This window comes from Luteimonas sp. MC1572 (assembly GCF_016615815.1).
Lineage (GTDB): Bacteria > Pseudomonadota > Gammaproteobacteria > Xanthomonadales > Xanthomonadaceae > Luteimonas.
This window is the reverse complement of record NZ_CP067112.1, coordinates 849,207-875,000: the sequence shown is the minus strand read 5'-3', so window position 1 is coordinate 875,000 and position 25,794 is coordinate 849,207. Positions and strand designations below refer to the sequence as shown.

23 protein-coding genes are annotated in these 25,794 nt (G+C 71.4%); 14 read left to right on the top strand and 9 right to left on the bottom strand.

The window, feature by feature from the left end:
- Positions 1–30 precede the first annotated feature (30 nt).
- Positions 31–1,632: a serine hydrolase gene (locus JGR64_RS03990; protein ID WP_199375274.1), complete on the bottom strand. Its 1,602-nt coding sequence runs from the start codon at positions 1,630–1,632 to the stop codon at positions 31–33.
- 60 nt (positions 1,633–1,692) lie between these two features.
- Between JGR64_RS03990 and JGR64_RS03985 the strand changes: the two genes are divergently transcribed.
- From JGR64_RS03985 to JGR64_RS03950, 8 genes are all read left to right on the top strand, one after another.
- Complete coding sequence (locus tag JGR64_RS03985; RefSeq protein WP_199375273.1) at positions 1,693–2,520, top strand: DUF72 domain-containing protein; 828 nt, start codon at positions 1,693–1,695, stop codon at positions 2,518–2,520.
- A gap of 118 nt (positions 2,521–2,638) precedes the next feature.
- The gene (locus JGR64_RS03980; protein WP_199375272.1) at positions 2,639–3,610 is read left to right on the top strand and encodes an aldo/keto reductase; all 972 of its coding nucleotides are present in this window, start codon (positions 2,639–2,641) and stop codon (positions 3,608–3,610) included.
- A complete protein-coding gene (locus JGR64_RS03975; RefSeq protein WP_199375271.1) occupies positions 3,610–4,884 on the top strand; it encodes an MFS transporter in 1,275 nt (424 codons plus the stop codon). Before JGR64_RS03980 ends, JGR64_RS03975 begins: the two co-directional genes overlap by 1 nt.
- 47 nt (positions 4,885–4,931) lie before the next feature.
- The gene (locus tag JGR64_RS03970; protein WP_199375270.1) at positions 4,932–5,873 is read left to right on the top strand and encodes a DMT family transporter; all 942 of its coding nucleotides are present in this window, start codon (positions 4,932–4,934) and stop codon (positions 5,871–5,873) included.
- Positions 5,874–5,875: 2 nt separating this feature from the next.
- Positions 5,876–7,645, top strand: coding sequence for an ExeA family protein (locus tag JGR64_RS03965; protein WP_199375269.1), 1,770 nt, complete (start codon positions 5,876–5,878; stop codon positions 7,643–7,645).
- Positions 7,646–7,655: 10 nt separating this feature from the next.
- Positions 7,656–8,408 carry a general secretion pathway protein GspB gene (locus JGR64_RS03960; protein ID WP_199375268.1) on the top strand — a complete coding sequence of 251 codons (753 nt, stop codon included), beginning with the start codon at positions 7,656–7,658 and terminating at the stop codon, positions 8,406–8,408.
- A gap of 71 nt (positions 8,409–8,479) precedes the next feature.
- Positions 8,480–9,007: a sigma-70 family RNA polymerase sigma factor gene (locus tag JGR64_RS03955; RefSeq protein WP_199375267.1), complete on the top strand. Its 528-nt coding sequence runs from the start codon at positions 8,480–8,482 to the stop codon at positions 9,005–9,007.
- A gap of 1 nt (position 9,008) precedes the next feature.
- Positions 9,009–9,707 (top strand): hypothetical protein, encoded by a 699-nt coding sequence (locus tag JGR64_RS03950; protein WP_199375266.1) that lies wholly within the window; start codon positions 9,009–9,011, stop codon positions 9,705–9,707.
- 7 nt (positions 9,708–9,714) lie between these two features.
- Here JGR64_RS03950 and JGR64_RS03945 read toward each other — a convergent pair whose 3' ends face one another.
- Positions 9,715–10,104: an MAPEG family protein gene (locus JGR64_RS03945; RefSeq protein WP_199375265.1), complete on the bottom strand. Its 390-nt coding sequence runs from the start codon at positions 10,102–10,104 to the stop codon at positions 9,715–9,717.
- Between the two features lie 112 nt (positions 10,105–10,216).
- Between JGR64_RS03945 and JGR64_RS03940 the strand changes: the two genes are divergently transcribed.
- Genes JGR64_RS03940 through JGR64_RS03930 form a run of 4 tightly spaced genes read left to right on the top strand, consistent with a single transcriptional unit; the run spans position 10,217 to position 14,604 of the window.
- Positions 10,217–10,444 (top strand): RNA-binding S4 domain-containing protein, encoded by a 228-nt coding sequence (locus JGR64_RS03940; RefSeq protein ID WP_199375264.1) that lies wholly within the window; start codon positions 10,217–10,219, stop codon positions 10,442–10,444.
- Positions 10,441–11,001: a LemA family protein gene (locus JGR64_RS03935; RefSeq protein WP_199375263.1), complete on the top strand. Its 561-nt coding sequence runs from the start codon at positions 10,441–10,443 to the stop codon at positions 10,999–11,001. The genes JGR64_RS03940 and JGR64_RS03935 overlap by 4 nt, the downstream gene beginning before the upstream one ends.
- A complete protein-coding gene (locus JGR64_RS13835) occupies positions 10,998–12,764 on the top strand; it encodes a DUF2207 domain-containing protein (protein ID WP_233348378.1) in 1,767 nt (588 codons plus the stop codon). The genes JGR64_RS03935 and JGR64_RS13835 overlap by 4 nt, the downstream gene beginning before the upstream one ends.
- 16 nt (positions 12,765–12,780) lie before the next feature.
- Complete coding sequence (locus JGR64_RS03930; protein WP_233348405.1) at positions 12,781–14,604, top strand: ABC transporter ATP-binding protein; 1,824 nt, start codon at positions 12,781–12,783, stop codon at positions 14,602–14,604.
- 39 nt (positions 14,605–14,643) lie between these two features.
- Here the strand turns inward: JGR64_RS03930 and JGR64_RS03925 are convergent, their stop codons facing one another.
- The 7 genes from JGR64_RS03925 to JGR64_RS03895 all read right to left on the bottom strand — a co-directional run bounded on the left by JGR64_RS03925 (position 14,644) and on the right by JGR64_RS03895 (position 23,220).
- On the bottom strand, positions 14,644–15,732 hold the full coding sequence (locus JGR64_RS03925; RefSeq protein ID WP_199375261.1) for a hypothetical protein: 1,089 nt from the start codon (positions 15,730–15,732) through the stop codon (positions 14,644–14,646).
- Between the two features lie 80 nt (positions 15,733–15,812).
- Positions 15,813–19,109, bottom strand: coding sequence for an error-prone DNA polymerase (locus tag JGR64_RS03920; protein ID WP_199375260.1), 3,297 nt, complete (start codon positions 19,107–19,109; stop codon positions 15,813–15,815).
- A complete protein-coding gene (locus JGR64_RS03915; RefSeq protein ID WP_199375259.1) occupies positions 19,106–20,581 on the bottom strand; it encodes a DNA polymerase Y family protein in 1,476 nt (491 codons plus the stop codon). Before JGR64_RS03915 ends, JGR64_RS03920 begins: the two co-directional genes overlap by 4 nt.
- Before the next feature lie 9 nt (positions 20,582–20,590).
- Positions 20,591–21,277 carry a translesion DNA synthesis-associated protein ImuA gene (gene imuA / locus JGR64_RS03910; RefSeq protein WP_199375258.1) on the bottom strand — a complete coding sequence of 229 codons (687 nt, stop codon included), beginning with the start codon at positions 21,275–21,277 and terminating at the stop codon, positions 20,591–20,593.
- Positions 21,274–21,945, bottom strand: coding sequence for a transcriptional repressor LexA (gene lexA, locus JGR64_RS03905; protein WP_199375257.1), 672 nt, complete (start codon positions 21,943–21,945; stop codon positions 21,274–21,276). The genes imuA and lexA overlap by 4 nt, the downstream gene beginning before the upstream one ends.
- A 166-nt stretch (positions 21,946–22,111) precedes the next feature.
- Positions 22,112–22,798 carry a L,D-transpeptidase gene (locus tag JGR64_RS03900; protein ID WP_199375697.1) on the bottom strand — a complete coding sequence of 229 codons (687 nt, stop codon included), beginning with the start codon at positions 22,796–22,798 and terminating at the stop codon, positions 22,112–22,114.
- Positions 22,799–22,950: 152 nt separating this feature from the next.
- Positions 22,951–23,220 (bottom strand): hypothetical protein, encoded by a 270-nt coding sequence (locus JGR64_RS03895; RefSeq protein WP_199375256.1) that lies wholly within the window; start codon positions 23,218–23,220, stop codon positions 22,951–22,953.
- Between the two features lie 158 nt (positions 23,221–23,378).
- Between JGR64_RS03895 and JGR64_RS03890 the strand changes: the two genes are divergently transcribed.
- A complete protein-coding gene (locus JGR64_RS03890; protein WP_199375255.1) occupies positions 23,379–24,548 on the top strand; it encodes a hypothetical protein in 1,170 nt (389 codons plus the stop codon).
- A 128-nt stretch (positions 24,549–24,676) separates the two neighbouring features.
- Positions 24,677–25,792 (top strand): type 1 glutamine amidotransferase domain-containing protein, encoded by a 1,116-nt coding sequence (locus tag JGR64_RS03885; protein WP_199375254.1) that lies wholly within the window; start codon positions 24,677–24,679, stop codon positions 25,790–25,792.
- Positions 25,793–25,794 lie beyond the last annotated feature (2 nt).

Genomic DNA, 25,794 nt, shown 5'->3' with positions numbered 1-25,794 from the left:
TGCTCCGGGGGCACTCGGCAGTGTCGTGGCCTACTTTCCCGCGACCGGCACCAGCCGCAGGTCGTGGAAGTCGAAGCTGAAATCGGTCAGCGGCGACACGGCTTCCATCCGCACCTCGCGCACCTTGCCGTCATGGTCGAGGCTGAAGTCGACGAAGGCGTCGGCGTTGAGGGCGCGGTCGTGCCAGCGCACGATGTACGTGTCGTGCTGCCAGTGCTCCAGGGTGCCGACCAGCTGCGGGGTCTTCGCGAAACGCAGCTCCAGGCCCTTGCGACCCTCCGCGACGACCACATCGCCGTACCACGGGTCGCGATACGTCGCGGCATAGCCGCGCAACGGCAGTGACGGTCTGGACGTCGCGTCCCGTGCCGCGAGATGCTTCTTCCAGTCGTCGTCCGCACCGCCGCGCGCCTTCTCCACCGCCGCGGCATACGCGGCGATCCAGTCGGTTGGTGGCGCTTCGAGGTAGGCATCCAGCACCTGCATGGTGACCGCGTTGAACGCGGCACCGACCTCCTGGCTGGTCAGCACCACCACGCCCAGGCCGAGCTCCGGCACCAGCGTCAGCCGCGACACCATCCCCGGCCAGCCGCCGGTGTGCCAGACCAGCTTGCGGCCGCGGTAGTCGCTGACGCTCCAGGCCTCGCCATAGCCGGAAAACTGCGGCGTGGCGGCGGCAAGCTCCGGCACCGCCGGCGGGCGGATGGTGATCGGCGTCACCAGCGACCACATCTCGCGCTGGCGCTTTTCACTGAACAGTCGCGTCGCGCCGTCGCCCTCGCCCGCGAGCACCCCGCCGGCAAGCTGCACGCGCATCCACTGCGCCATGTCGCGGGCGCTGGAATAGATGCCGCCGGCCGCGGAGTTGTTGGCCCACGCCATGCGCGGCACCGGCACCGGCGCACCTTCGAAGCCGGGGCGTGCGTGGCCGCTGGCGACGTTGCGGTCCGATGGCCGCAGCGCATCGCTGTTGATGCGGCTGGCGTGCATGCCCACCGGTGCGAACAGGCGCTGCTGGACGAAATCGCCATACGCCTGCCCGGACACCTCTTCGATCACCAGCTGCGCCACCGCGTACAGCACATTGTCGTAGGCGTAGCGCTCGCGGAAGCCGCCGCTGATCGGCACGTGCGCCAGGCGCTCCACCACTTCGCGCGTCGCGTACTGCGTGGGCGGCCAGAACAGCAGGTCGCCCGCGCCCAGGCCCAGGCCGCTGCGGTGCACCAGCAGGTCGCGCACGCGCATCTCGCGGGTGATGTAGGCATCGGCCATGCGGAACCACGGCAGGTGGTCGATGACGCGGTCGTCGAGCGACAGCTTGCCCTCGTCGGCCAGGATCGACAGCGCCGCGGAGGTGAAGCCCTTGGTGATCGAGGCGATCGCGAACAGGGTGTCGCCGTCGACCGGCTCCGGCTTGCCCACCTCGCGCACGCCATAGCCGCGCACCAGCACGACCTCGCCGTCCTTGACCACCGCCACCGCGATGCCCGGCACATCGAAGCGCTTGCGCACCGCTTCAACATGCGCATCCAGGCCTGCGATCGGCGCCGCCGCATCGGCGGCGTCCCGGGCGTGCGTGCCAGGCACGGAGAACAGCAGCAGCGAGAAGAGGACGATGGTGGACTTGCGCATTCATGGACACCGGCATGGACTCGCGCCAGTATCGACGCCGACGTCGCGCAAGGCCACAGGATGGACCTGTCCCCCGACAACGCGATCACGCCGGTCGACGGCATCCGCACCGGCATTGGCGGCTGGACGTACGCGCCATGGCGCGACAACTTCTACCCCAAGGGCCTGGTGCAGCGTCGCGAGCTGGAGTACGCCAGCCGCCAGCTGTCCGCCATCGAGGTCAACGGCACGTACTACGGCGCGCAGAAGCCGGCGACGTATGCGAAATGGCGCGATGAAACCCCGCCCGGGTTCGTGTTCACGGCCAAGGCGCCGATGCGCATCGTGCAGTCGCGCACGCTGGCCAAGGCGGGTCCCCAGATCGAGGATTTCATCGGCGGCATTGCCGAGCTCGGCGACCGCCTTGGCCCGCTGCTCTGGCAGTTCGACCAGGGCAAGCCCCGCGACCGCGACGATTTCGCCGCGTTCCTCGCACTGCTGCCGCGCGAAACCGGTGGCCGCACGCTGCGCCACGTGCTCGACGTGCGCGACCCGGACTTCGTCGACGACGGCTACATCGCGCTGGCGCGCGAACATGGCATGGCCACGGTGTTCACCGACTCCGAAGAACACCCCTCGTTCGCGGACGTGACCGCCGGCTTCGTCTATGCGCGATTGATGCGCGCGCGTGCGGAACTGGCCACCGGTTATCCGCGCGCCGAGCTCGTGCGCTGGGCGGCGCGCGCGCGGGAATGGGCCGCCGGCGGCGAGCCCGATGACCTTCCGCGCATCGGATCCGCGGGCGGCGCGGCGGTGCGGCGCGAGGTCTTCGTGTTCTTCATTGGCGCGGCCAAGGAACGCAATCCGGCTGCGGCGATGGCGCTGCACGCGCTGCTTGCACAAAGCTGACCCGGGCGCGCGCCTGCCGTCCGCGCGCCTGCAGTGACCGATGGGACTGGCCGCTGGATGTGATTGGCCGATCCTTTGAAAGCATCCGGGCACAGCCCGCACCGCAGGAGAAGTCGATATGCCATCCCGCCGCGAATTCCTGTCCGCCGCCTCGCTCGCCGCCACCGGCCTCGCACTTGCGCCGCTGGTCGCCTGCAGCCGCGACACCGGTGCAGGCGCAGGCACCCCGGCCAGGGGCACGGCGCAGGGCGCTGCCGCTGCAGCCGGCGCCATGCTCGCCCGCCCCATTCCGTCCACCGGCGAACTGCTCCCCGTGATCGGCGCCGGCACCTCCGGCAGCTACGAGGTGCCGCTCGCGTCGCCGGAATACAGCGCGCTCAAGGAGGTCGTGCGGATCTTCTTCGAAGGCGGCGGCAGCGTGATCGACACCTCGCCCAACTACGGCAATGCCGAAGACGTCGTGGGCGCGCTGCTCGATGAAGGCGGCTGGCGCGAGCGCTGCTTCCTCGCCACCAAGCTCGCCGCCGACACCCGCCCCGCGCTCGAAGCGCAGTGGGCGGATTCGCTGCGCCGGCTGCGCACCGGCAAGGTGGAGCTGCTTGCCATCCACAACCTGCGCAACCTGGCCGAGGCCATGCCGTTCGCACGCGAGCTCAAGGCGCAGGGCCTGGTGAAGTACATCGGACTCACCCATTTCCAGGACAACCGCCACGCCGACCTGCTGCAGGCGATGACCGCCGAGAAGCCGGACTTCATCCAGGTGAACTACTCGGTCGGCTCGCCGGCCGCGGCGTCGACGCTGCTGCCCGCGGCGCGCGACCAGGGCGTCGCGGTGATGATCAACCGCGCCTTCGAGGACGGAAAGCTGTTCGCCGAGGTGGGCGGTCGGGCGCTGCCGGGCTGGGCGGCGGAAGCCGGCGTCGACTCGTGGGCGCAGATGTTCCTCAAGTTCGTGATCAGCCATCCGGCGGTCACCGTGGTCATCCCGGCCACCGGCAAGCCCGAACGCCAGGCGGACCAGCTCAAGGCCGGGCACGGCGCGCTGCTGACGCAGGCGCAGCAGGACGAAGTGGTCGCGATCTTCATCTGATGGCGGCGCCCATCGCCCGCTGGCTGGGCCGTGCATTCGACGTGCAGGAGGACGAGGCCGGCGCGGTGATCGCCGGCTTCGCGCTGTTCTTCCTGCTGTTCGCCGGGTATTTCATGCTGCGGCCGGTGCGCGAGACCATGGGTATCGCCGGCGGCGTGCGCAACCTGCAGTGGCTGTTCACCGGCACGTTCGTGGCCACGCTTGCAGTGATGCCGCTGTTCGGCTGGATCGCGGGCCGCGTGCGGCGGCGACGCATCCTGTACTGGGTGTATGGCTTCTTCACCGCCAACCTGCTGCTGTTCGCGCTCGCGTTCGCGCTGTGGCCGGGCGATCCGTGGATCGCGCGTGCGTTCTACATCTGGCTGTCGGTGTTCAACCTGGTGGCGATTTCGGTCGGCTGGAGCGTGCTCGTCGATGTGTTCACCACCGCGCAGGCCAAGCGCCTGTTCGCGCTGATGGCCGCCGGCGCCAGCCTGGGCGGACTGGTCGGGCCGCTGGCGGGCGTGTTCCTGGTCGGCGTGCTGGGTCACTCCGGCCTGGTGCTGGTGGCCGCGCTGCTGCTGCTGGCATCGACCGTCGCGGCACGCCACCTGCATCGCTGGCGCGATGCACGCCCGCTCGACGATGCGTCGGACCTGCAGCGCCAGCGCCCGCTCGGCGGCAGCCCGCTGGCAGGCGCCACCGACGTGTTCCGGTCGCCGTACCTGCTCGGCATCGCGGTGTTCGTGGTGCTGCTGGCCAGCGTCACCACGTTCCTGTACTTCGAACAGGCGCGGCTGGTGGAAGCTCGCTTCCCCGACCCCACCGACCAGACCCGTGTGTTCGGCATCATCGACACCGTGGTGCAGGCGCTGGCGATCCTGTCGCAGCTGTTCATCACCGGCCGCGTGGCGCGCACCCTGGGCGTCGGCGCGCTGCTGGTGGCGGTGCCGGTGGTGGTGGCCTTGGGCTTCCTGTGGCTGGCCTTCGCCCCGACGTTCGCGGTGCTGGCGGTGGTGATGGTGGTGCGCCGCGCGGGCGAGTACGCGTTCGTGCGCCCTGGCCGCGAAATGCTGTACACGGTCGTGCCGGCGGAGGCCAAGTACAAGGCCAAGAACTTCAACGACACCGTGGTCTACCGCGGCGCCGATGCGGTCAGCGGCTGGGTCAAGGCGGGCATCGACATGGTCGCGCAGCAGCCGGCGGTGGCGATGGTGCTGGGCACCGTGATCGCCCTCGCCTGGAGCGCCAACGGCGCGTGGCTGGCGCGTGCGCAGCGCCGCCTCGCCAGCTGAGCACTTCTCGCGCACACTGCCCGACCCCACTCCGCCGCCCGTTTCCGATGACTCCCAGCGCCAAGGCCCACTGGCAGATCCACCTCTGTGTCCTGCTGTGGGGCTTCACCGCGATCCTCGGCAAGGTGATCACGCTGCAGGCGCTGCCGCTGGTGTGGTGGCGGATGCTGCTGGTGGCCGCGACCCTGCTGCTGGTGCCGCGCGTGTGGCGCGGGCTGCGCGCCATGCCGCGCCGGCTGCTGCTGTCGTATGCCGGGATCGGCGTGCTGGTGGCCCTGCACTGGCTCACGTTCTACGGCGCCATCAAGCTGTCGAACGCGTCGGTGGCGGCGACCTGCATGGCGTTCGCCACGGTGTTCGTGGCGATGATCGAACCGAAACTCGCACATCGGAAATTCTCGCGCGCCGAACTCGCGCTCGGCGTCGCCGTGCTGCCGGGCGTGGCGCTGGTGGTCGGCGGCATCCCCGACGACATGCGCATCGGCGTGCTGGTGGGCGCGGTGTCGGCGCTGTTCGTGGCGCTGTTCGGCTCGCTCAACAAGCGCCTGGTGGACCATGCCGACCCGCTGACCGTGACCGCGGTGGAGCTGGGTGCCGGCACCATCGCGCTGACCGTGCTGGCGCCCTTGATGCCGCTGGTGTTCCCGGCGCTGGCCGGGCCCCTGTTCGTGCTGCCCGGCGCGCACGATGCCGGCTACCTGCTGCTGCTGGCCTTCGCCTGCACGCTGTTCCCGTTCGCCCTGTCGCTGGTGGCGCTGCGCCACATGAGCGCGTTCTCGGCGCAGCTGGCGGTGAACCTGGAGCCGATCTACGCCATCATGCTGGCGATCGTGCTGCTCTCCGAGCAGCAGGAGCTGTCGACGCGCTTCTACGTGGGCGTGGCGATCATCCTGGCCGCGGTGCTGGTGCACCCGCTCATCGCGCGGCCGCGGCGGATCCGCCATGCGGAGACGCTGGCCACCGGCGAAGCGCGGGACGTGACGGAGTAGGCATGTACCTCGCGCACTACGGACTCACCGAGCCGCCGTTCTCGATCACGCCTGATCCGCGCTTCGTGTTCCTGGGCGAGCGCCACCGCGACGCGCTCGCGCACCTGATGTTCGGCATCACCCAGGGCGGCGGCGGCGGCTTCGTGCAGCTGACCGGCGAGGTCGGCACCGGCAAGACCACGCTCAGCCGGCTGCTGCTCGGGCAGCTGCCGGACAACGTGCGCGTGGCGCTGGTGCTCAATCCGCGCGTCGATCCGACGCAGCTGCTGGAAACGGTGTGCGAGGAGCTGCGCATCGACCTCGACGGGCGCCGCGGCAACGCCAAGGCGCTCATCGACGCACTCAACGCCCACCTGCTCGACGCCTACGCACAGGGCCTGCGCGTGGTGCTGGTGGTGGACGAGGCGCAGGCGCTGTCGGTGGACACGCTGGAGCAGGTGCGCCTGCTGACCAACCTCGAGACCGACACCCAGAAGCTGCTGCAGGTGATCCTGATCGGCCAGCCCGAGCTGCGCGACATGCTCGGGCGCCCGGACCTGCGCCAGCTGGCGCAGCGCATCACCGCGCGCTTCCACCTCACGCCGCTGGATGCCGCGGGCACCGCCGACTACCTGCGCCATCGCTTCCGCATCGCCGGTGGCCAGCATTTCCCGTTCGACGCCGGCGCCGTGCAGCGCATCCACCTGCGCAGCGGCGGCATCCCGCGGCTGGTGAACGTGATCGCCGAGCGTGCGCTGCTCGCCGGCTACGCGCGTGACCGCGCCACGCTCGATGCCGCGCTGGTCGAGGAAGCCGCGCGCGAAGCGTTGCCACCGCCGGTGCACGCCACAGCCCGATCGCGCCGCTGGATGCTGGCGGCCGCAGGCGTGGGCGCCGCGGCGGTGCTGGCGATCGCGCTGGGCGCGCTGCTGCCGCGCGCGGATGCACCGCGCGCGGTCAACGCGGCGGACGATGCTTCGCGTGCATCGGGCACCGTCGCCATGGCCGCCGACGTGGACGGCGCGGCGTCGCCGGCGGCAGCTGCGGGCGCCGCGGCCGTGGCGACGGGCGTCTCCGCCAACAACGCATCGGCTGCGCGAATCGCCGCGCAAGGCGCGGATGCGGCCACGCTGGCCACGTACATCGCGGATGCAGCCAGCAGGCGCGCGGCAGAAGGCGCCGACGGCGACACGGAGACAGCTGGCACCGGCAGCAGCGACGAGCGCGCGTGGCAGGCGCTGCTTGCCGCCTGGGACCTGCCCACCACGCTGGACGACGCGCGCGCGGCGTCGGCCTGCGCGCGGGTGATCGCACCCGGCACCTACTGCGTGCGTGGCAATGCACACCTCGACCGCCTGGTGGCGATCGGCCGGCCGGCACTGCTGCAGCTGGAAGCCGACGGCCGACAGGCGTGGGCGCTGCTGCAGGCGTCCGACGGCGGGAGGGCGCGCCTGCTGCTCGACGGCCGCACGCTGGATGTCGACCGCGCAACCCTGCAGCAGGCGTGGAATGGCCGCTACGCCGCGGTCTGGCGCGCGCCGGCGGCGCTTGCCGATGCGCCGGAGCAAGGCCAGCTGGGCGCCGCCGTCGACTGGCTGCGCGCACAGCTCGTGACTGAAGGCGTGGCCGCCCAGGCAGCGGACGGCGCGGCGTTCGATGCCGCCCTGGCCGCATCGGTGCTGCGCTTCCAGCGCGCGCGTGGCCTCGCAGTCGACGGCGTGGTCGGGCCCGAAACACTGTTCGCGCTGGCCGCGAACGATGCCGGCCCGCGCCTCGCGCGGACCCTGGATTGAGGGCGCGCCGATGTCGCTGATCCTCGAAGCCCTGCGCAAGTCCGAAGCCGAGCGCCGCCGCGGCGAAGTCCCCGGGCTGCGCGTCGAACTGCCGCCGCTGGCGCCGCGCGCGCGTCGCGGCATGCCGGCGTGGGCCTGGTTTGCGCTCGCCGGTGTCGCTGCCGCCGCGGCGCTGGCGTTCGTGGTGCTGCATGACGTCGATCCGGCACCCGCTGCGGAGGACCTTTTCGCCCGGGGCGATACACGCCCGGCAGCCGCTGCGGCGACGCCCGACGTCGACGCCGGCACGGACACCCTGCCCCGCGTCGAGCGCATCGTCGCGCCAGCGCCCCGGCCCGCGCCCGCACCCGTACCGGCGCAGCCACAGGCAGTCGTTGCCGCAACGCCGCCACCGGCACCGGCACCGACACCAGGCGCCACGCCACGGGCAAGCACGGCAGTAGCAGACATCCCGCGCGCTTCCGCACCACCGGTTCCGGCACCCGCGGATCCGCTGCCGCCACGCCCCGCAGCTGCAACGGCCACGCCCGCCCACGACCTGCCGCGCATCGCCGAACTCCCCGCCAGCCAGCGCGAGCGCCTGCCGGCGCTGAAGATGACCATGCACATGTGGAACGCCGATCCGGCTCGGCGCTTCGTGATCGTCGACGGCCAGCGCCTGGTGGAAGGCGACCGCGTCGGCGAGGCCACGGTGCGCACGATCGATGCCGATGGCGTGGTGCTGGACCTTGACGGACAGCCGCTGCGCCTGCCCCTGCGCTAGGGCGTGACAAACCCGACGGTGCGGCGAACCACCCCGGTGTCACGCATGATCGCGGCCGGAGCCGCACGGGAATGGACAGCATCGCCAGCACGCACGCCACCGACGCCGACGCCTTCGCCGCGCTCCTCGACCGCCACCGCGGCATCGTCTTCAAGGTTGCCGGCACCTACGCCCGCGGCGCAGACCGCGACGACCTCGCACAGGAGATCGCCGCGCAGCTGTGGCGCGCGTGGCCGCGCTACGACGCGTCGCGGTCGTTCTCCACCTGGATGTACCGGATCGCGCTGAACGTCGGCATCTCGTTCCTGCGCGGCGAGGGCCAGCGCCGCCGGCACGCCGTGCCGCTCGACGACGCGCTGCACGACGTCGCCGACGACAACGCCCACGACCCGGTGCGCGACGACGGGCTGCGCCTGCTGCACGGCTTCATCGCCGCCCTCGCGCCGCTCGATCGCGCACTCCTCCTGCTCTACCTCGAGGAGCGCGGCACGCGCGAGATGGCCGACGTGCTCGGCATCTCCGACAGCAACGTCACCACCCGCCTTTCCAGGCTGCGCCAGCGGCTGCGCGAGCACGCCGCCAACCAGGGACACCACTGACATGACCGCTACCGACATGGGCAGGACGATGGAACTCGACGACCTCAAGCAGGCCTGGCAAACGCTCGGCAGGCAGATGGAACGGCAGCAGGCGCTGGACCTGCAGCTGCTGCGCGAATCCCGGCTGGAACGCGCGCGCCGCGGCCTGCGCCCGCTGGTCATCGGCCAGCTGCTGCAGCTGCTCCTCGGCGTCGCGCTGGTGGTGCTGGGCGTCGCGTGCTGGACGCGCAACACGGAGGTCGCCGGCCTGTTCGCCAGCGGCATCACCGTCCACGCGTTCGGCGTGCTGACGGTGGCGCTGGCCGGTATCACGCTGGGCCTCGTCGCCAGCATCGACTACTCGGCGCCGGTGCTGCGCATCCAGCAGCAGATGGCACGGCTGCTGCGCTTCTATGGCGTCAACTCGAACCTTGCCGGCGCGCCGTGGTGGGTCATGTGGGTGCTGGTGGTGGTCGCCGTATCGGGGCTGGGCGCGGCCCCCGTGCAGGCCGCAACCCCGGTGTGGATCCAGGCGAGCCTCGCGATCGGCGTGCTCGGACTGCTGGGCACCTGGCTGTACGCCTGGCGCTCGCGGCGCGCGCGGGCAGCGTTGGATGTGGCGACAGATCCGGACGCACATGCCTGCGTCGCCGACGGCGGCGACGGCATCCGCCGCGGACAGCGCATCCTCGACGAGATCGCGCGCTTCGAACGCGAGTGACGCGCGCTCAGAACAGCGCGGTCAGCACCATCAGGATGCCGAGCAGCGAGATCCCCCAGATCAGGCTGCGCACATAGGGAATGCCGGCCGCGTATGCCGGGATGTAGGCGACGCGCGCCCAGAAGTAGACCTGCGCACCGAGCACGGCGCGCTCCCCGCCCTGCCCCGACACGACCACCGCCAGCACCGCGGCGGCGAACATCGGAAAGGTCTCGAGAAAGTTGCTGAAGCTGCGGTTGACGCGGCCCGCCACGCCCTCGAGCGGCGGCATCGCGCCGTCGCGGGGGCCGGTGTTCCAGGCCAGTCCGCGCTGCGAGGTCTTGAGCGTGGCGTCGAGGAACAGGTGCACAAGGCCCAGCACGATCGCCCAGCCCAGGATCTGCAGTTCGGTGGTCATCGCAGCGTCTCCTCCCCCCCGGCGGCGTGCCGCGGCTGACGGCAGGGTAACGCCGATGGCGGCCCGGTTGCGCTAGGCTCGCCACTTTCCGAAAACCAGCGCCGGACCGCACATGCCACGCATCGAATTCGAACTCCAGGGCGAGCACGTCGAGCTCAACCAGCTGCTCAAACTGGCCGGGCTGTGCGACAGCGGCGGCGCCGGCAAGGCGCTGGTGGCCGCCGGCGCGGTACGCGTGGACGGCACCGTGGAAACCCGCAAGACCGCCAAGATCCGCGCCGGCCAGTACGTGCTGCTGGGCGATACCGAGATCGCGGTGCTGGCGGGCGACGCGCCGTGACCGCCGCGGTCGTCGCGCTGCTGCTGCTGGCGGCGGCGCTGGTCGCGTGGGGGGTGTTCGCCTTCAACCGCCTCGTGCGCCTGCGCAACCAGGTGAAGACCGCCTGGGCGGATATCGACGTGCAGCTGCAGCGCCGCCACGACCTGGTGCCGCAGCTGGTCGCCGCGGTGCGCGGCTATGCCGGGCACGAGAGCGCCCTGCTCGAAGCCGTCACCGCGCTGCGCGCGCAGGCGATGGCGGTCGCCAGCCCTGCGAAGCTCGGCGCGCTCGAGCAGGCGCTCGAGCAGGCGGTCGGCCGCCTGCTGCTGCTGCGCGAGGCCTACCCCGACCTCAAGGCCAACCAGAACTTCGCGCAGCTGCAGCGCGAACTGGTCGAGGTGGAAGAGCAGCTGCAATACGCGCGGCGCTTCTACAACGGCGCGGTGCGTGACCTCAACGACGGCGTGCAGCGCGTGCCCGACCTGGTCGTGGCGCGCGCCTTCGGCTTCGGCGATGCCGAGTTCTTCCAGGCCGCCGAAGGCGGTCGCGCGGCACCGGTGGTGGAGCTGTCGCGATGAGCGGCGTGGCGTCCACGCTGCGCGCGCTGCTGGCGGCGGCGCTGCTCGTCGTCGCTGGCGCCGCGACGGCACAGGAACGCATCCTCGCCTACGACAGCGAAGTGCAGGTCAACGCCGACGGCAGCCTCGACGTGGTCGAGCGCATCCGCGTGCGTGCCGAGGGCGACAACATCCGCCGCGGCATCTACCGCGACTTCCCGACGCGCTACAAGGATCGCCACGGCAACAACGTCGTGGTCGGCTTCGACGTGGTGGACGTCGCGCGCGATGGCGCCGCCGAACCATGGTTCACGGAGCGCGTCGGCAACGGCGTGCGCATCAACACCGGCAACGACGACCTGCTGCCGGTCCCCGCCGACTACACGTACACGCTGCGCTTCCGCACCACGCGCCAGGTGGGCTTCTTCGCCGGGCATGACGAGCTGTACTGGAACGCGATCGGCCACGGCTGGGACTTCGCCATTGAAACCGGCAGCGTCGAAGTGCGGCTGCCCACGCCGGTGCCCGCGGGCGACCTGGTGGCGGAAGGCTACTCGGGCGCATACGGCACGCAGGGCGGTGATTTCGAGGCACGCATCGTCGCGCCCGGCGTCGCCCGCTGGACCTTGACCCGCCCGCTGCCGCCGCGCGAAGGGCTGACCACGGTGCTGTCGTTCCCCAAGGGCGTGGTGGCGGCGCCGACGCGTTCGGACACGCTGTGGTGGCTGCTGCGCGACAACCTGTCGCTGCTCGCGGCGTTCGCCGGGCTGTTGCTGCTGGCGGCATTCTGCTGGCGGCGCTGGAACCGCATCGGCCGCGATCCCGCGACCGGCGTGGTGATCGCCCGCTACGATCCGCCGCGCGACGAATCGCCGGCGGCGCTGCGCTACATGGTGCGCCGCAGCTACGACAACCTCTGCCTGTCGTCGGAGCTGCTGGCCTGCGCGGTCAAGGGCGCGCTGACCATCGAGCGCGAGGAGCGCACGCTTGGCGACGCCTGGACGCTGCAGCGCAATCCCGGCCCGGCACCGATCGACAACGCCGACGAGCGCCGCCTGCTCGAAGCACTGCTGCCCGGCAGCGCCGGAAGGCTCGCGCTGAAGAAGGAAAGCGCCACGCGCATCCAGGCGGCCATCGCCACCCACAGCAAGGCGTTCGCCAAGCGCTTCCAGCCGGCGATGTTCTCGCACAACGGCGGCAGCATCGCGATTGCCTGCGTCCTCTTCGCCGTCACCGTGGCGGCCACCCTGGTGCTGACCGCGATCAACGATGGCGGCGGCATGCCGTGGGCGCTGGTACCGCTGGGCCTGGCGCTGGTGGTGCTGATCACGTTCTGCATCGTGATCGGCGCGCCCACGCCCGAGGGACGCAAGCTCCTCGACGAGATCGAAGGCTTCAAGCGCTACCTGTCGGTGGCCGAACAGGACGACCTGGCGCGACTGGACGCGCCCGCGAGCGCCGGCGGTGCGGGCCCCGAGCCCCAGCTCGACGCCGCGCGCTTCGAAGCCCTGCTGCCGTATGCGGTGGCGCTGGGCGTCGAGGACGCGTGGACGCGCCGGTTCACGCTCGCGGTCGGTGCCGCGGCCGCCGCCGCCGCCACCGCGGCCATCGCCTGGTACCAGGGCGGCAACTTCGGCAGCGTCGGCAACTTCACCAAGTCGGTCGGCAGTGCCCTGGGCACGCAGATCGCGTCGGCGTCGTCACCGCCGGGCAGCGCGTCGGGTGGCGGCGGAGGCGGCTTTTCCGGCGGCGGTGGTGGCGGTGGAGGTGGCGGTGGCCGCTGACGACACGCGCCGCGGCCTGCTCGGCTGGTTCGAACGCAGGCTGGATCCGTTCCCGGACACCCCGCCGCGCCAACCGCCGCGCACGCTGATCGCGTTCTGCATGCACTACACGCGCGGCGCCGGCCCCTGGCTGGTGGCGCTCGCCCTGCTCGGCGCGGCCATCGCCGCCGCGGAGCTCGCGCTGTACGTGTACCTGGGCGCGCTGGTCGACCGGCTGGGGGCGCACACGCCGGCCACGTTCCTGGCCGTGGAAGGCCCGCGGCTGGCGTGGATGGCGGGGCTGGTGCTGGTGGGCCTGCCGCTGCTGGTGCTGCTGGATTCGATGGTGCAGTTCCAGGCGCTGCTCGGCAATTTCCCGATGCGCATCCGCTGGAACGTGCACCGTTACCTGCTGCGGCAGTCGATGGGCTACTTCCAGGACGAGTTCGCCGGGCGCATCGCCACCAAGCTGATGCAGACCTCGCTCGCGGTGCGCGAGACCGTGGTCAAGCTGCTCGACGTCGGCGTGTACATCGTGGTGTACGTCACCGGCGCGACGCTCGCCGCCGCCGCGGCCGACTGGCGGCTGATGCTGCCGTTCGCGGGCTGGATCATCGCCTACGCCCTGCTCATGCGGTACTTCGTGCCGCGCATGGAGCGCGTCTCGCGCGAGCAGGCCGACGCGCGCTCGGACATGACCGGGCGCATCGTCGACAGCTACACCAACATCGCCGTGGTCAAGCTGTTCTCGCACTCGCGTCGCGAGCAGGCCTACGCGCGCGAGGCGATGCAGGGTTTCCTCGGCACCGTGTACCGGCAGATGCGCCTGGGCACGCGGGTCAGCGTGGCCAATTACGCACTCAACATGCTGCTGCTGGCGTCGGTGGCCGGCGTGGGCGTGTGGCTGTGGCTGGGTGATGCGATCAGTGCCGGCGCGGTCGCGGTGGCGGTCGCCCTGGCGTTGCGCATGGTGGGCATGTCGCAGTGGATCATGTGGGAGCTGTCGGCGCTGTTCGAGAACATCGGCACCGTGCAGGACGGCATCAGTTCGATCTCGCTGCCGCCGACGGTCGACGACGCGCCCGGCGCGCCGGAGCTCGGCGCGGTGGCCGGCGACATCCGCTTCGAAGGCGTCGGCTTCCACTACGGCAAGGGTGCCGGCGTGATCGACCACCTCGACCTGCACGTGCGCCCGGGCGAGAAGATCGGCATCGTCGGCCGCTCGGGCGCCGGCAAGTCGACGCTGGCCAACCTGCTGCTGCGCTTCCACGACGTCGAGAGCGGCCGCATCCTGGTCGACGGCATCGACATCGCCAGCGTGCAGCAGGACACGCTGCGCGCGCGCATCGGCGTGGTCACCCAGGACACCTCGCTGCTGCACCGCTCGGTGCGCGAGAACATCCTCTATGGTCGGCCCGATGCCAGCGAGGCCGAGATGGTGGAAGCCGCGCGCCAGGCCGAGGCGCACGACTTCATCCTCGAACTCGGCGATCCCGAAGGCCGCCACGGCTACGACGCCCAGGTCGGCGAGCGCGGCGTCAAGCTGTCCGGCGGCCAGCGCCAGCGCATCGCCGTGGCGCGCGTGCTGCTGAAGGACGCGCCGATCCTGGTGCTGGACGAAGCCACGTCCGCGCTCGACTCCGAGGTCGAGGCCGCCATCCAGGGCAATCTCTACCGGCTGATGCAGGGCAAGACGGTGATCGCCATCGCCCACCGCCTGTCGACGATCGCGGCGATGGACCGGCTGGTGGTGATGGACCAGGGGCGCATCGTCGAGGAAGGCACGCATGCCGAGCTGGTCGCCAGCGGCGGCCTGTACGCGCAGCTGTGGCAGCGGCAGTCGGGTGGTTTCCTGGCCTGAAACCAGGTTCCGCGCGGGATCGCCAGCCGGCGGGCGCGCTCAGTGCGTGCCGCTGGCGCCGGTATCGGTGCTCTCGCCGCGGCGCTGGTAGAACGCGCTGCGCACGGCGTCGAACTCGCTCATCGGGCTGTCGTCGGGACAGGCCTCGTCGGGGAAGCTGAAGGAGTCGCGCAGCGCCAGGCCGCAGCTGTTGAGTTCTTCGATGTCGGTGTCGGGCGCCTTGCACTGGCGGTCGAAGGCGCGCTGGAAGCTGTCGCGGCGGCGCACGAAATCCGCGCCGCACTTGCGCATCAGCTTCAGCCGGTCGAGGTCGTCCTGGGCCGGGTTGGTGCCGTCCAGGCCGTATTCCTGCAGCTCGGTCGCGCTCAGCACGCGCAGGTTGCGGTTGGGCACCGACATCATCAGGTCGGCCACCGCCACCGCCACGCCGTTGCGCTCCAGGTATTCCTTGACCCGGCCGTAGACGGCCTGCAGTTCGGAATTGAGCTCGGCGCGCGTAGTAGCGGTGGAGCTCATGCGGATGATGCGGTGGATGCCGACCGGCCCCGAGATCATGCGCACGTCGCCGGCGCCGAGGATCAGCACGCAGGCGCTGTGGCAGGCGGCGCCCTCGCGCACCCAGACGGTCCAGCCGGAAGCGCCGATCGCGTCGCCCGCCTTGATGGCGTCTTCCACCTGGCCGCCGCTGGAATCGATGTCGAGCACGCGCTTGCCGATCTCCATGCGGTCGGCGATCACCGCCACCCGCTCCACCAGCGCGTGGAAACCGGCGTTGATCTTGCCGTCGTAGCGCAGGCGCACCAGGCCGCGCTCCTGGCAGGGCTTGAGCGTATCGACCACGTTGAAGAACGACAGGTCGGTGAGCGCGTCGCCGTCACCGGCGCCGGCATAGTCGAGCTCGCAGCTGATCGAGGCGATGCCGTCCACCAGCGCCACCTGCGGCCAGTCGGTGCCCTTGCGCACGTCGTAGGCCTTGGGCACGACTTCGACCGGGGCGGAAATGAATTCGCCGTCGTTGGCCTCGGCTTCCACTTCGATCGCCTGCTGCACGGGAACGACGTCCTGCGACGGCGCGCTGCAGGCCGCAAGCAGCAGGCACAGGACGGACGCGCGGAAGGGGAGCGACATGCAGGCGGCTGCGGGGTGTTGGACGGCTGCCCAGTCTAGTGGCTGCCCATGCCGGCGGACGAACGCGAGGTGAACCGGGCTCAGCGGAAATCGCGCGACTCCGAACGCAGGCCGCCGAGCAGGGCGGACAGGTCCTCGAGGTGGCCGGCGATCAGGTGCTCCACGCCGTCCACGCGCTCCCAGCGCCCGCGCACTTCCAGCAGCGTGGCGCCGAGCAGCGCCTTGCGCCCGCGCTCGGCCACGCGCGGCCACACGATCACGTTGACCATGCCGTCCTCGTCCTCGAGGGTGACGAAGATCGTGCCGCTGGCGGTCTGCGGCTTCTGGCGCTGGGTGACGATGCCGGCCACCCGCACCGCGCTGCCGTGGTGGCGGCCGCGCAGCTCGCGCGAGGCCAGCAGCCGCCGCGCGCGAAGCCGGTCGCGCAGCAGCGCCAGCGGGTGCGCGCCCAGGCTCAGGCCCAGCGCGCGGTAATCTGACAGCACGTCCTCGCCGGCGCCGGGCGCCGGCAGCAGCACCGCGTCCTCGTCGGGGCTGCCCGGCAGCAGCGGCCGCTGGCGTTCGATGCCGGCCACCTGCCAGCGCGCGTCGTGGCGATGCCCGGCCAGCGACGCCAGCGCCCCGGCCTCGGCCAGCGCGCTGCGCGCCTTTTCATCGAGCGCGGCGCGGCGGCAGAGGTCGGCGATGTCGCGGAACGGGCGCTGGCTGCGCGCTGCAACGATCGCCCTGGCGACGGCTTCGGAGAGACCTGCGATCTGGCGCAGGCCGAGGCGGATCGCGGGGGCCGCCATCAGCCCCGCCACGCCCTCGCCTTCCAGCGTGCAATCCCACGCGCTGCACGCCACATCCACCGGCAGGACGTCCACGCCCGCGCGCGCGCCCTTGCCGCGGCGCGCGTCCTGCACGATCTGGCTGGGCGAATAGAAGCCCATCGGCTGCGCGTTGAGCAGCGCGCAGGCGAACGCCGCCGGCTCGTGGCGCTTCAGCCAGCAGCTGGCGTACACCAGCTTGGCGAACGACGCCGCGTGGCTCTGCGGGAAGCCGTACGAGCCGAAGCCCTTGATCTGCTCGAAGATCTGGTCGATGAACTCCGACGAATAATCCTTGGCCTCCATCAGTTCGCGGATGCGCACGCGGTGCGGCTCCATGTCGCCGCCGTGGCGCCAGGCGGCCATCGAGCGGCGCAGCTTGTCGGCCTCTTCCGGGGAGTAGCCGGCGTGGATCACCAGTTCCATCACCTGCTCCTGGAACAGCGGCACGCCGAGCGTGGGCCCGAGGATCTCCTCGATGCCCGGCGACGGATACGACACCGCCTCCTGGCCCTGCCGGCGCCGCAGGTAGGGATGCACCATGCCGCCCTGGATCGGCCCCGGGCGCACGATCGCCACCTCGATCACTAGGTCGTAGAACGTCTTCGGCTTCAGCCGCGGCAGCATGGTCATCTGCGCGCGCGATTCGATCTGGAACACGCCCACGGTGTCGGCCAGCTGCACCATGTCGTAGGTGGGCGTGTCCTCGTTGGGGATGGTGGCCAGCTCCAGGTCGCGGCCGCGGTGCGCGCGCACAAGGTCGAGCGCCTTGCGGATGCAGGTCAGCATGCCCAGCGCCAGGCAGTCGACCTTCAGCAGCCCCATCGACTCCAGGTCGTCCTTCTCCCACTGGATGATGGTGCGGTCGGCCATGGCCGCGTTTTCCACCGGCACCAGCTGCCACAGCGGCGCATCGGAAATCACGAAGCCGCCGACGTGCTGCGACAGGTGCCGCGGCCGCCCGCGCAGCATGGTGGTCACCGCCAGCACGCGCGCGATAAGCGGGTTGTCGATATCGAAGCCGGCATCGGCCAGGCGCACCTCCATCGGCGTCTCGCCGTTGCCCCAGCCGAAGCAGCCGGCCAGCAGCGCCACCTGGTCGGGCGGCAGGCCGAAGGCCTTGGCGACATCGCGCACCGCGCTCCTGCCGCGGTAGCGGATCACCGTGGCGGCCAGCGCGGCGCGGCTGCGCCCGTACTTGCCGTACACGTACTGGATCACCTCCTCGCGGCGCTCGTGCTCGAAGTCGACGTCGATGTCCGGCGGCTCGTTGCGCTCCTTCGACAGGAAGCGCGCCATCAGCAGCCGGCTTTCCGCGGGATCGACCGAGGTGATGCCGAGCGCGAAGCACACCGCCGAGTTCGCCGCCGAGCCGCGCCCCTGGCAGAGGATGTCGCGGCTGCGCGCGAAGCGCACGATGTCCTCCACGGTGAGGAAGAACGCCTCGTATTTCAGCTCCGCGACCAGCGCCAGCTCGTCGTCGATCTGCCGCGCCACTTTTTCCGGCACGCCCATTGGCCAGCGCCGGCGCATGCCCGCTTCGGTGAGCTTGCGCAGGTGGCTGGTGGGCGTTTCGCCGGCGGGCACCAGCTCGGCCGGATAGTCGTAGCGCACCTCGTCGAGCGAGAACGTGCAGCGCCGCGCCAGCGCCACGGCTTCGGCCAGCAGCGCATGCGGATGGATGTTGCCCAGCGCGCGGCGGCTGCGCAGGTGGCGCTCGCCGTTGCGGAACAGCTGCGCGCCGCAGTCGGCCAGGGCCAGGCCGTGGCGGATCGCGGTCACGGTGTCCTGCAGCACGCGCTGGCGGCGCGTGGCCATATGCACGTCGCCGGTGGCGAGAGGCGTGAGCCCGGCCTGCGCGGCCAGCGCCAGCAATGCGCCGAGGCGCGCCCCGTCGTCGTGGTCGCGGTGCAGCTCCACGGCGAGGAAGGCGCGTTCGCCGAACGTTTCGCGCAGCCACGCGCCTTCTTCCGGCTGCCCCGGCAGCCAGAGGGCGAACAGGCCGGTGTTACCGGCGTCGAAGGCGTCGCGCGCCAGGTCGTCGCGGCCCAGCTGGTAGGCGCCCTTGCCCGCCGCACGGCGCGCGGTGGTGATCACCCGGCACAGCTGCGCGTAGCCGGCGCGGTTCTCGACCAGCAGCACCAGGCGCAGGCCGTCGTCGAGGGTGAACTCCGCACCGACCACCAGCTTCACCCCGGTGATGCGCGCGGCATCGCGGGCGCGCACGATGCCGGCCAGCGAGCATTCGTCGGTGATCGCCAGCGCCTCGTAGCCGCACAGCGCGGCGCGTTCGAACAGCTGCTCGGCGCTGGCCGCGCCGCGCAGGAAGCTGAAGTCGGACAGGCAGTGCAGCTCGGCATAGGCGGGCGCGTCGATGCCGTGCGGCTCGACGCCGACCGACGCATCGTTGGCCGCGCCCAGGCCGGGGACCACCAGCGCCCTGCCGCGATCCGCGCCACCCAGCGCCAGCTGCATCTGCTGCTGCATGCGCACGCTGCGTGGCGGCCGCGCACCGGGCGTGTCCGGCGCGACGCCGGGCGGCAGGCCGTGGTCGTCGTCCCAGTTCATGCGAACCAGCCGTGCAGCATCCAGTTGCCGAGCTCGCCCGGCGCGGCGAACGCCCAGGCGCGCTGGCCCTGCGCGGTTTCCAGCACGTAGTAGTCGCGGCGCGCGTCGTCGCCGTCCCACCAGCCGCTTTCCAGGCGCTCCGGCCCGGACACGATGCGCACCCGCCCGCGCAGCGGCAGCGGGCGCGGCAGCAGCCACGCCGGGCGCGCCGGGCGTGGCGGCGCGGGCTGCAGGCAGGCCGCGTCATCGCCCGCGGCCGCCACGCGTCGCCATGCGCGCTCCGGGCGCGGATCGCCGCTGGGCGCGATGCGGTGCACGGCCTCGTCGCCGAGGCGTGCACGCAGGCGTTCGCGCAGCTGCGGCCACGGCACCGCCTGCGCCGGGCGGGTATCGAACAGGTCGCGCGCGGCCGGCACGAACGGCGGCAGCTCGCGCGCCAGCAGCCGCATCGCCACCACCGGCGCCGGCAGCGCCACCTGCTCCAGTCGGTTGCGGGTGAGTTCGAACAGCAGGGTGGCCTCGCGTTCGGCGGCCAAGAGGCCCACCGCCACGTCGGTATGCGCCGGCGCCGCCACGCGCTCCATGTCGGCGGCGTGCGAGGGCAGCGCATGGCTGCGCTCGTGCTCCAGGCGCAGCGTGAAGCGCTGCACCCCGCCGTCGCGCGCCGAGAGATACGTGGCGAGGTCGGCGATCATCCGCCGCAGCGGGAACAGCAGCGCCTGGTGGCTTTCCACCTCGAAGCCGAGCTCGATGCGCGCGTCGAAATGATCCGGCGGCGCGTAGCACTCCAATGGATCGTCGACATCGCCATGCAGGCGGCCGAGGTGCTCCAGCAGCTCCACGCCGAAGCGCCGGCGCAGGCCGTCGCGCGGCAGCGCACGCAGCGCGCCCAGCGTGCGCACGCCCATCGCATGCAGGCGCGTGCCGGCGGTTCCCGGCAGCGCCGCACGGCGCACCGGCACCTGCGCCAGCGCCTCGTGCATCGCCGGCAGCGAGGTCACCGCGAATCCATCCCGCAGCCATGCGAACGCCAGCGCCGCGCGCGGCGTGGGCGCCAGCGCGATGCGGTGGTTGAAGCCGAGCCCGGCGAGTTCCTCGCGCAGCCGCGCCTCGAAGCGCGGCCACGGCCCGAACAGCCGGAAACTCGCGCGCGCCTCCAGCACGATCGCGCCCGGCCATTGCGTGCTGACCAGTGAGCTGTGGCGATACGCCCACGCCGCCAGGAACCGCTGCCAGCGCTCATCGGCGCTGGCGTCGTGTTCGACCAGCGCCACCGTGCTGCAGAGCGCGTGCGCGGCGGTCAGGCGCATGCCGGGCTTCAGCCCGGCGGCGGCGGCGGCGGCGTTGACCGCGTGCAGGCTGCGCAGCTGCGCCGGCCCGCCGACCAGCGCCAGCGGTTGCGACGGATCCGCCGTACGCCGGAGGACGGCGTCCAGCGCCAGCCGCGGCAGCGCGATGCAGGCCCAGAGCACGCCGATGCCCTAGGGAGCGACGGGGGCGAAGGCGACGCGCCCGCAGGCCGCGACGGCGTTCGCACCCGCAGGCCTGAAGCCCTGCGCCGGTGGATTGGCGCCACGGCACTTGCGGACGTACCACGCGCCCTCGCCCGCCGCGGCGAACTCCAGCCGCAGCGCCGCCGGCGACGGATTGGCCGCGTGTTTCGCATCGCGGAACGCGAAGCCCAGGCAGTCGCCGCTGTCGGCCGCCACCTGCAGCCGGCGCAGCGCCTGCGCATCCGCCTGCAGCGGCCAGCCCAGCACCGCCGCGCAGGCCGCGCTGCGCAGGCACTGCTCGAACGCCCACAGCGCACCGCGCGCATCGGCCTCGATGATTTCCAGATGGCGCAGGTCAACGCCCGCCGCCTGCCACGCCGGCGCATACGGCAGGTACGGCGGCGCCACCAGCGCCACCACGCCACCGGCCTGCGTCAGCCGCGCCAGCGTGGGCAGCAGCAGCGCCAGCTCGCCCACGCCATCGGCCGGCAGCAGCAATTCGGTGAGCGCCGCGCGCGGCCAGCCGCCCTGCGGCAGCAAAGCATCCAGCGCGGCATGCCCGCTCGGCTCGCCACCCGCGGCCACCGCCGGCGCACGCCCCGCGCGCCACACCGTCTGCGCCGAGAGCATGGCGTCGAGGCTGGGCAACACCGCGATGGACGCGACCGCGTTCATGCCGTGCGCACCAGCCCGCAGTACAGGCCCTCGATGGCGAAGTCGCTGCCCGGCGGCACCTCGATCGGCGCGTAGTCCGGATTGCGCGGCAGCAGCCGCAGCCGCGTGCGCGTGCGCTCCAGGCGCTTGATGGTGATCTCGCCGTCCACGCGGGCCACCACCACCTGGCCGTTGCGCGCGTCGCTCGCCCGCTGCACCGCCACCAGGTCGCCGTCGAAGATGCCGTCGTCGCGCATCGAATCGCCCTTCACCCGCAACAGGTAATCCGGCTTGCTGGTGAACAGCGCGCGGTCGAGCAGCACATGGCGCTCCACGCCAGCATCGGCACCGATCGGCGCACCCGCGGCCACGCGGCCGAGCACCGGCAGCTCGAGGCGGTCATCGCGCAGCTTCAGCCGCGTACCGGGCACGTGGCGCGCACGCCCTGCCCGGCCGCCGCCGGCCTGCGCCATGCCCGCGACCACGCGGATGCCGCGCGCCTCGTTGGGCCGCACTTCCAGGTAGCCCGCGGCCTGCAGCCGGCGCACGTGCTTGTGCGCCGCGCAGGCCTGGCGGAAGCCGAACGCGTCGGCGATCTGCTGCAGCGTGGGCGGCGCGCCCTCGGCCCCGGCATGGGCCTGGATGAAGCCGAGCACGTCGCGCTGTCGGGGAGTGAGGTCGTCGGTCATGGGTAAAAATCTATTTACCTTGGCGGACATAAGCAAGCCCGGCGGTCGGAAGATTCCAGCGCCGGGCGGTCTCAGGAGATGAGAGGGGGTTTCAGATCAAACGCTTGCGGCGGACTCTGCAGCCGCGTCCTGCGCTTCGCGCTCGGCCACTACGACGACGCACGCTTCACTGGCGCGCGGTCCGTGCGCGTTTTCCATCGTTGCGTTGCGTAGCCGCGCGACCTTGCGCGAACTCGGGGAATGTTTCCGCGATCGACGCCGCATCCGGCAGGATGTAGAACACCCCGCCCCGCTCGAACGTCGGACGGATGATCCGCTCGTAGAACTCGGGCGAGACGTTGATGCAGCCATGCGTGACGCGGTTGTCGTCAGGCGTGGGCGATGCAAGGCGTTCGGGGCGCCGCTCGGCCGGGACGCCGGTCGCGGTCGGGTGGATGGAGACCGCGGACTCGTAGTCCACCCACAGCACGCGCCCGGCATCGATCGACGGACCGTAACCGCCGACGAAGCGGCCAGCCGGCGTGGTGCGATCGCGGCCCGGAATCTCGCGAAGCGCGAGACCGGCGATGCCGGGGGCCGTGTGATCGCCGACCGCCGAGCCGAAGAGCCCGGGGGCCGCGCCGCGAAGCCGGCCGTCGCCACCGAACACGAAGATCTGTGCGGCGGCCTTGTCGATGACCGCGAACGGATAGCCCTGGCTGTCCTTGGCTGCGACAACCCAGCCCGCAAGCTCGATCACCGTGCCGGACACATCCTGGCCTGGTGGAAGCTGGTCGACGGGGGCGACCGGTTGCGCGGCGGCGTCCTCGGCGCTGGCCACGTCGAAGCTCGCGAACGCCAGCACAAGCGCCAGCGCACCAATGACGGCCCGGGCCGCAGGGTGTGTGCACGTAGGGATGGGAAGGTTCCTCGGAACGAAGACTGGATGGAGACAAGGAGACCGGTGGCCAGCAAGGCCACCGGGTCACGGCTCAGGCCGTTCGTCGCGGTTTGCGCAAGTAGAGATTAACCGCGCGGCGCGCGGCGCGGCGCTGCTTCAAGCTGCTGGACGCGGCTTTCCATTTGATCCAACCGCTGGTTGGCCTGCTGCGCGGACTGGTTGGCGGACTCTGCGCTCTGGGCCGCGCTCTGCACCTTCGTGTCGAGTTGATCGAGGCGTGAGTTGATCCCTGCAAACTCGTCATCGTAGGTGGCACAGGCGGCAAGGCTCAGGGTGGCGACGATCGCCAGGCCGAGCGTACGCGCCATCACCAGATGTTTTTTGGTCAGAAACATTTCAATGCTCCTTCGTCGGGGGGATATCGGGGCCAGTCTGGCGTTGGAATACGTAGATGGATTGTGAAGAGCACTTTACGAGATTTGCGGCCAGTGGATAAGCTCTCGCGACGCGTTCGCGTATTCAGGGGAAAGGGGAAGAGATGACGATTCGAAGCATGGCGCTGCCGCTCGCGGCGGCGGTTCTTGCGTGCGCGTGCGGTGCCGCGCACGCGGCGAACGAAAGGCCGCAGGGCCACGATCCGTCGCAGGACGAACTGCTCGCGGGCATGGCAGTGCATGCCGTCGCCGCGCATGACCGGCTCAAGAGCCAGATCACCTACGGGTTCATCAACGTGGGCGGCACCGTTGTCAACGCCACGAACAACCTGTACACGAGCACCCCCGGACTGTCGTACGGCAGCGCGGCTGCCGCTGGCCTCGCCGGCGGCCTGATCGCCTCGGCGCTCATCAATGCCGAGGCCAAAGCCTCAGCCAAGCGCCAGGTCCGGGATGCGAACGCGGAGTTCGAACGTGCCCAGTGCAAGCTTTCGAACACCGACGCACTGTTGGGTGCGATCGAGCGCAGCGTTGGTGGCACGCCATGGGGTGCGGGACGAAGCGTCCAACGGCATGTGCTCGCGCCAGATCGTTCGGTGGACGACCTGGTGCCGCAGGACGAGCCGCGCTACGAGCTGGTGGCGACCTACAGCATGACGCCGGACTATTCCGCGCTGGTCACCTCGGTCGCGCTGGCCGCGTATTCGGCGCAACTGCCAGGGGCGACGACGCGCTGGCAGAAGAAGCCAGCGTGGAGCAACGACCTTGTCGTGGTGTCTGACGTCGTCCCATTGGCCGGGAAAACTCCGGCGGACATTCAGGCCGCGATCTCACGCGAGACCACGCGCTACGCGGACAGTGGCGTGCACAAGCTGATCCAAGCCGCCAACGGGGGCGACCGTACAGCCCGCCGCGCCGCCAGCGCATTGCTCAGGACCCACCAGGCGCGCATGCGCGAGGCCAGGGGAACGGAGTGGACACCGCGCGAAGCAGCTGCGGCGCGCGCGCGCGCATGGACGGCCGACGACTGCAGCCTGGTTCGTTCGGCGCTCACGCAAGGCGCGACCGACATCGAGACGCTGCTGAACGGCCTGTTTGCCGGCTCACTCCCCGCCCGCGCAGAAGCGGGTGTGACGGAGGTGCCACTGCGCGACGATACCGATCGTGTCGTACAGGCGCTGCCAGATGGACAGTACGTCGCACGCGCGGTCGATGCCGACGCGCCACTCGGTTGGCGCTACTCGTGGTATCCCGAGGAAGAAACGCCGGACGAGGCGTCGGCGGAGTAAGCCGGGGGCAGGGCCCCGCACGCGCGGGGCCCTGCGTGTTCCGTCCAGGGTCGGCTCTCCGCCGATCTTGAAATCCGCTTGATATGGCAGCGCCATCCTGTCCCTCCCCGGATACGACTGGAACCGCCATGTCCCGCCTGCCCCTCACCTGCCTGCTTGCCGCCCTCCTGCTGTTGCATCTCCCGTCCGCGTTCGCCCGCGACACCGTCCTGGTCGTGCTCAGCGGTGAAGGTCGCGATGCCGGCAAGACCCGCCCCGGCTACGAGTTCGACGAACTCTCCCAGGCCTGGCTGATCTTCAAGGCCAACGACCTGGCCGTGGAGGTCGCAAGCCCGCAGGGCGGTGCGATCGAGGCCGACAAGTACAACCCCGACGAGCCCTTCAACGCCGCGCTGCTGGCCGATGCGGACGCAATGCGCCAGCTGGCCGACACGCGCCGCATCGACGCGCTGCGCGCCGAGGATTACGCCGCGGTCTACGTGGTCGGCGGCAAGGGCGCGATGTTCGACCTGCCGCGCAATACCGACCTTCAGGGCCTGCTCGCCCGGGCCTGGGACAACGGCGCGGTGCTGGCCGCGGTCTGCCACGGCCCGGCCGCCCTCGCCGACGTCCGCCTGGCCGACGGCAGCCCGCTGGTGGCCGGCCGGCGCATGACCGGCTTCAGCAACGAGGAGGAGACGGTGTTCGGCAAGAAGTGGGCATCGCAGTTCCCGTGGCTGCTGGAAGATGCGTTGCGCGCGCGCGGCGCGGCCTGGGACGAGGCGCCGCTGATGATGCCGAAGGTGGTGGTCGATGGACGCCTGGTCACCGGCCAGAACCCCTACTCCACCACCGCGGTGGCGGAAGCGATCGTGCGCGCCCTGGGCCGCACGCCGGTCGCGCGCACGCCGTGGCGCGACGAACTGAGCATGGCGTTGGTGGAACGCCTGCGCAGCGGCGACAGCGCCGGCGCGACGGCGGCGCTGCAACAGGAGCCCACGCGCTACCACGTCGAACTCATTGGCCTGCTCGGCTATTACCAGGCGCAGGTCGCCGGCGACGATGCCGCCCAGCTGCGGCCCGCGCTGCAGACGATGCAACTCGCCCTGCCGCACATGGCCGAGCCGCAGCTGAAGCTAGGTGCCGCCGAAGCCCACCTGCGCCTGGGCCAGAGCGCGCAGGCGCGCGCCCTGGTGCTCCAGGTACTGGAAGCGGCGCCACAGATGGAAGAGGCTGTCACCCTCCTGAAGCGGATCGACGGCTGAGC

Excerpts from the sequence above, each read along its gene's own strand:
- JGR64_RS13835 (WP_233348378.1), top strand. The coding sequence starts at position 10,998 with ATGAGCGGCGTGGCGTCCACGCTGCGCGCGCTGCTGGCGGCGGCGCTG.
- JGR64_RS03945 (WP_199375265.1), bottom strand. The coding sequence starts at position 10,104 with ATGACCACCGAACTGCAGATCCTGGGCTGGGCGATCGTGCTGGGCCTT.
- JGR64_RS03960 (WP_199375268.1), top strand. The coding sequence starts at position 7,656 with ATGTCGCTGATCCTCGAAGCCCTGCGCAAGTCCGAAGCCGAGCGCCGC.
- JGR64_RS03965 (WP_199375269.1), top strand. The coding sequence starts at position 5,876 with ATGTACCTCGCGCACTACGGACTCACCGAGCCGCCGTTCTCGATCACG.
- JGR64_RS03940 (WP_199375264.1), top strand. The coding sequence starts at position 10,217 with ATGCCACGCATCGAATTCGAACTCCAGGGCGAGCACGTCGAGCTCAAC.
- JGR64_RS03980 (WP_199375272.1), top strand. The coding sequence starts at position 2,639 with ATGCCATCCCGCCGCGAATTCCTGTCCGCCGCCTCGCTCGCCGCCACC.
- JGR64_RS03990 (WP_199375274.1), bottom strand. The coding sequence starts at position 1,632 with ATGCGCAAGTCCACCATCGTCCTCTTCTCGCTGCTGCTGTTCTCCGTG.
- JGR64_RS03885 (WP_199375254.1), top strand. The coding sequence starts at position 24,677 with ATGTCCCGCCTGCCCCTCACCTGCCTGCTTGCCGCCCTCCTGCTGTTG.
- JGR64_RS03920 (WP_199375260.1), bottom strand. The coding sequence starts at position 19,109 with ATGAACTGGGACGACGACCACGGCCTGCCGCCCGGCGTCGCGCCGGAC.
- JGR64_RS03950 (WP_199375266.1), top strand. The coding sequence starts at position 9,009 with ATGACCGCTACCGACATGGGCAGGACGATGGAACTCGACGACCTCAAG.
- JGR64_RS03955 (WP_199375267.1), top strand. The coding sequence starts at position 8,480 with ATGGACAGCATCGCCAGCACGCACGCCACCGACGCCGACGCCTTCGCC.
- JGR64_RS03985 (WP_199375273.1), top strand. The coding sequence starts at position 1,693 with ATGGACCTGTCCCCCGACAACGCGATCACGCCGGTCGACGGCATCCGC.
- JGR64_RS03925 (WP_199375261.1), bottom strand. The coding sequence starts at position 15,732 with ATGTCGCTCCCCTTCCGCGCGTCCGTCCTGTGCCTGCTGCTTGCGGCC.
- lexA (WP_199375257.1), bottom strand. The coding sequence starts at position 21,945 with ATGACCGACGACCTCACTCCCCGACAGCGCGACGTGCTCGGCTTCATC.
- JGR64_RS03890 (WP_199375255.1), top strand. The coding sequence starts at position 23,379 with ATGGCGCTGCCGCTCGCGGCGGCGGTTCTTGCGTGCGCGTGCGGTGCC.
- imuA (WP_199375258.1), bottom strand. The coding sequence starts at position 21,277 with ATGAACGCGGTCGCGTCCATCGCGGTGTTGCCCAGCCTCGACGCCATG.
- JGR64_RS03895 (WP_199375256.1), bottom strand. The coding sequence starts at position 23,220 with ATGTTTCTGACCAAAAAACATCTGGTGATGGCGCGTACGCTCGGCCTG.
- JGR64_RS03975 (WP_199375271.1), top strand. The coding sequence starts at position 3,610 with ATGGCGGCGCCCATCGCCCGCTGGCTGGGCCGTGCATTCGACGTGCAG.
- JGR64_RS03970 (WP_199375270.1), top strand. The coding sequence starts at position 4,932 with ATGACTCCCAGCGCCAAGGCCCACTGGCAGATCCACCTCTGTGTCCTG.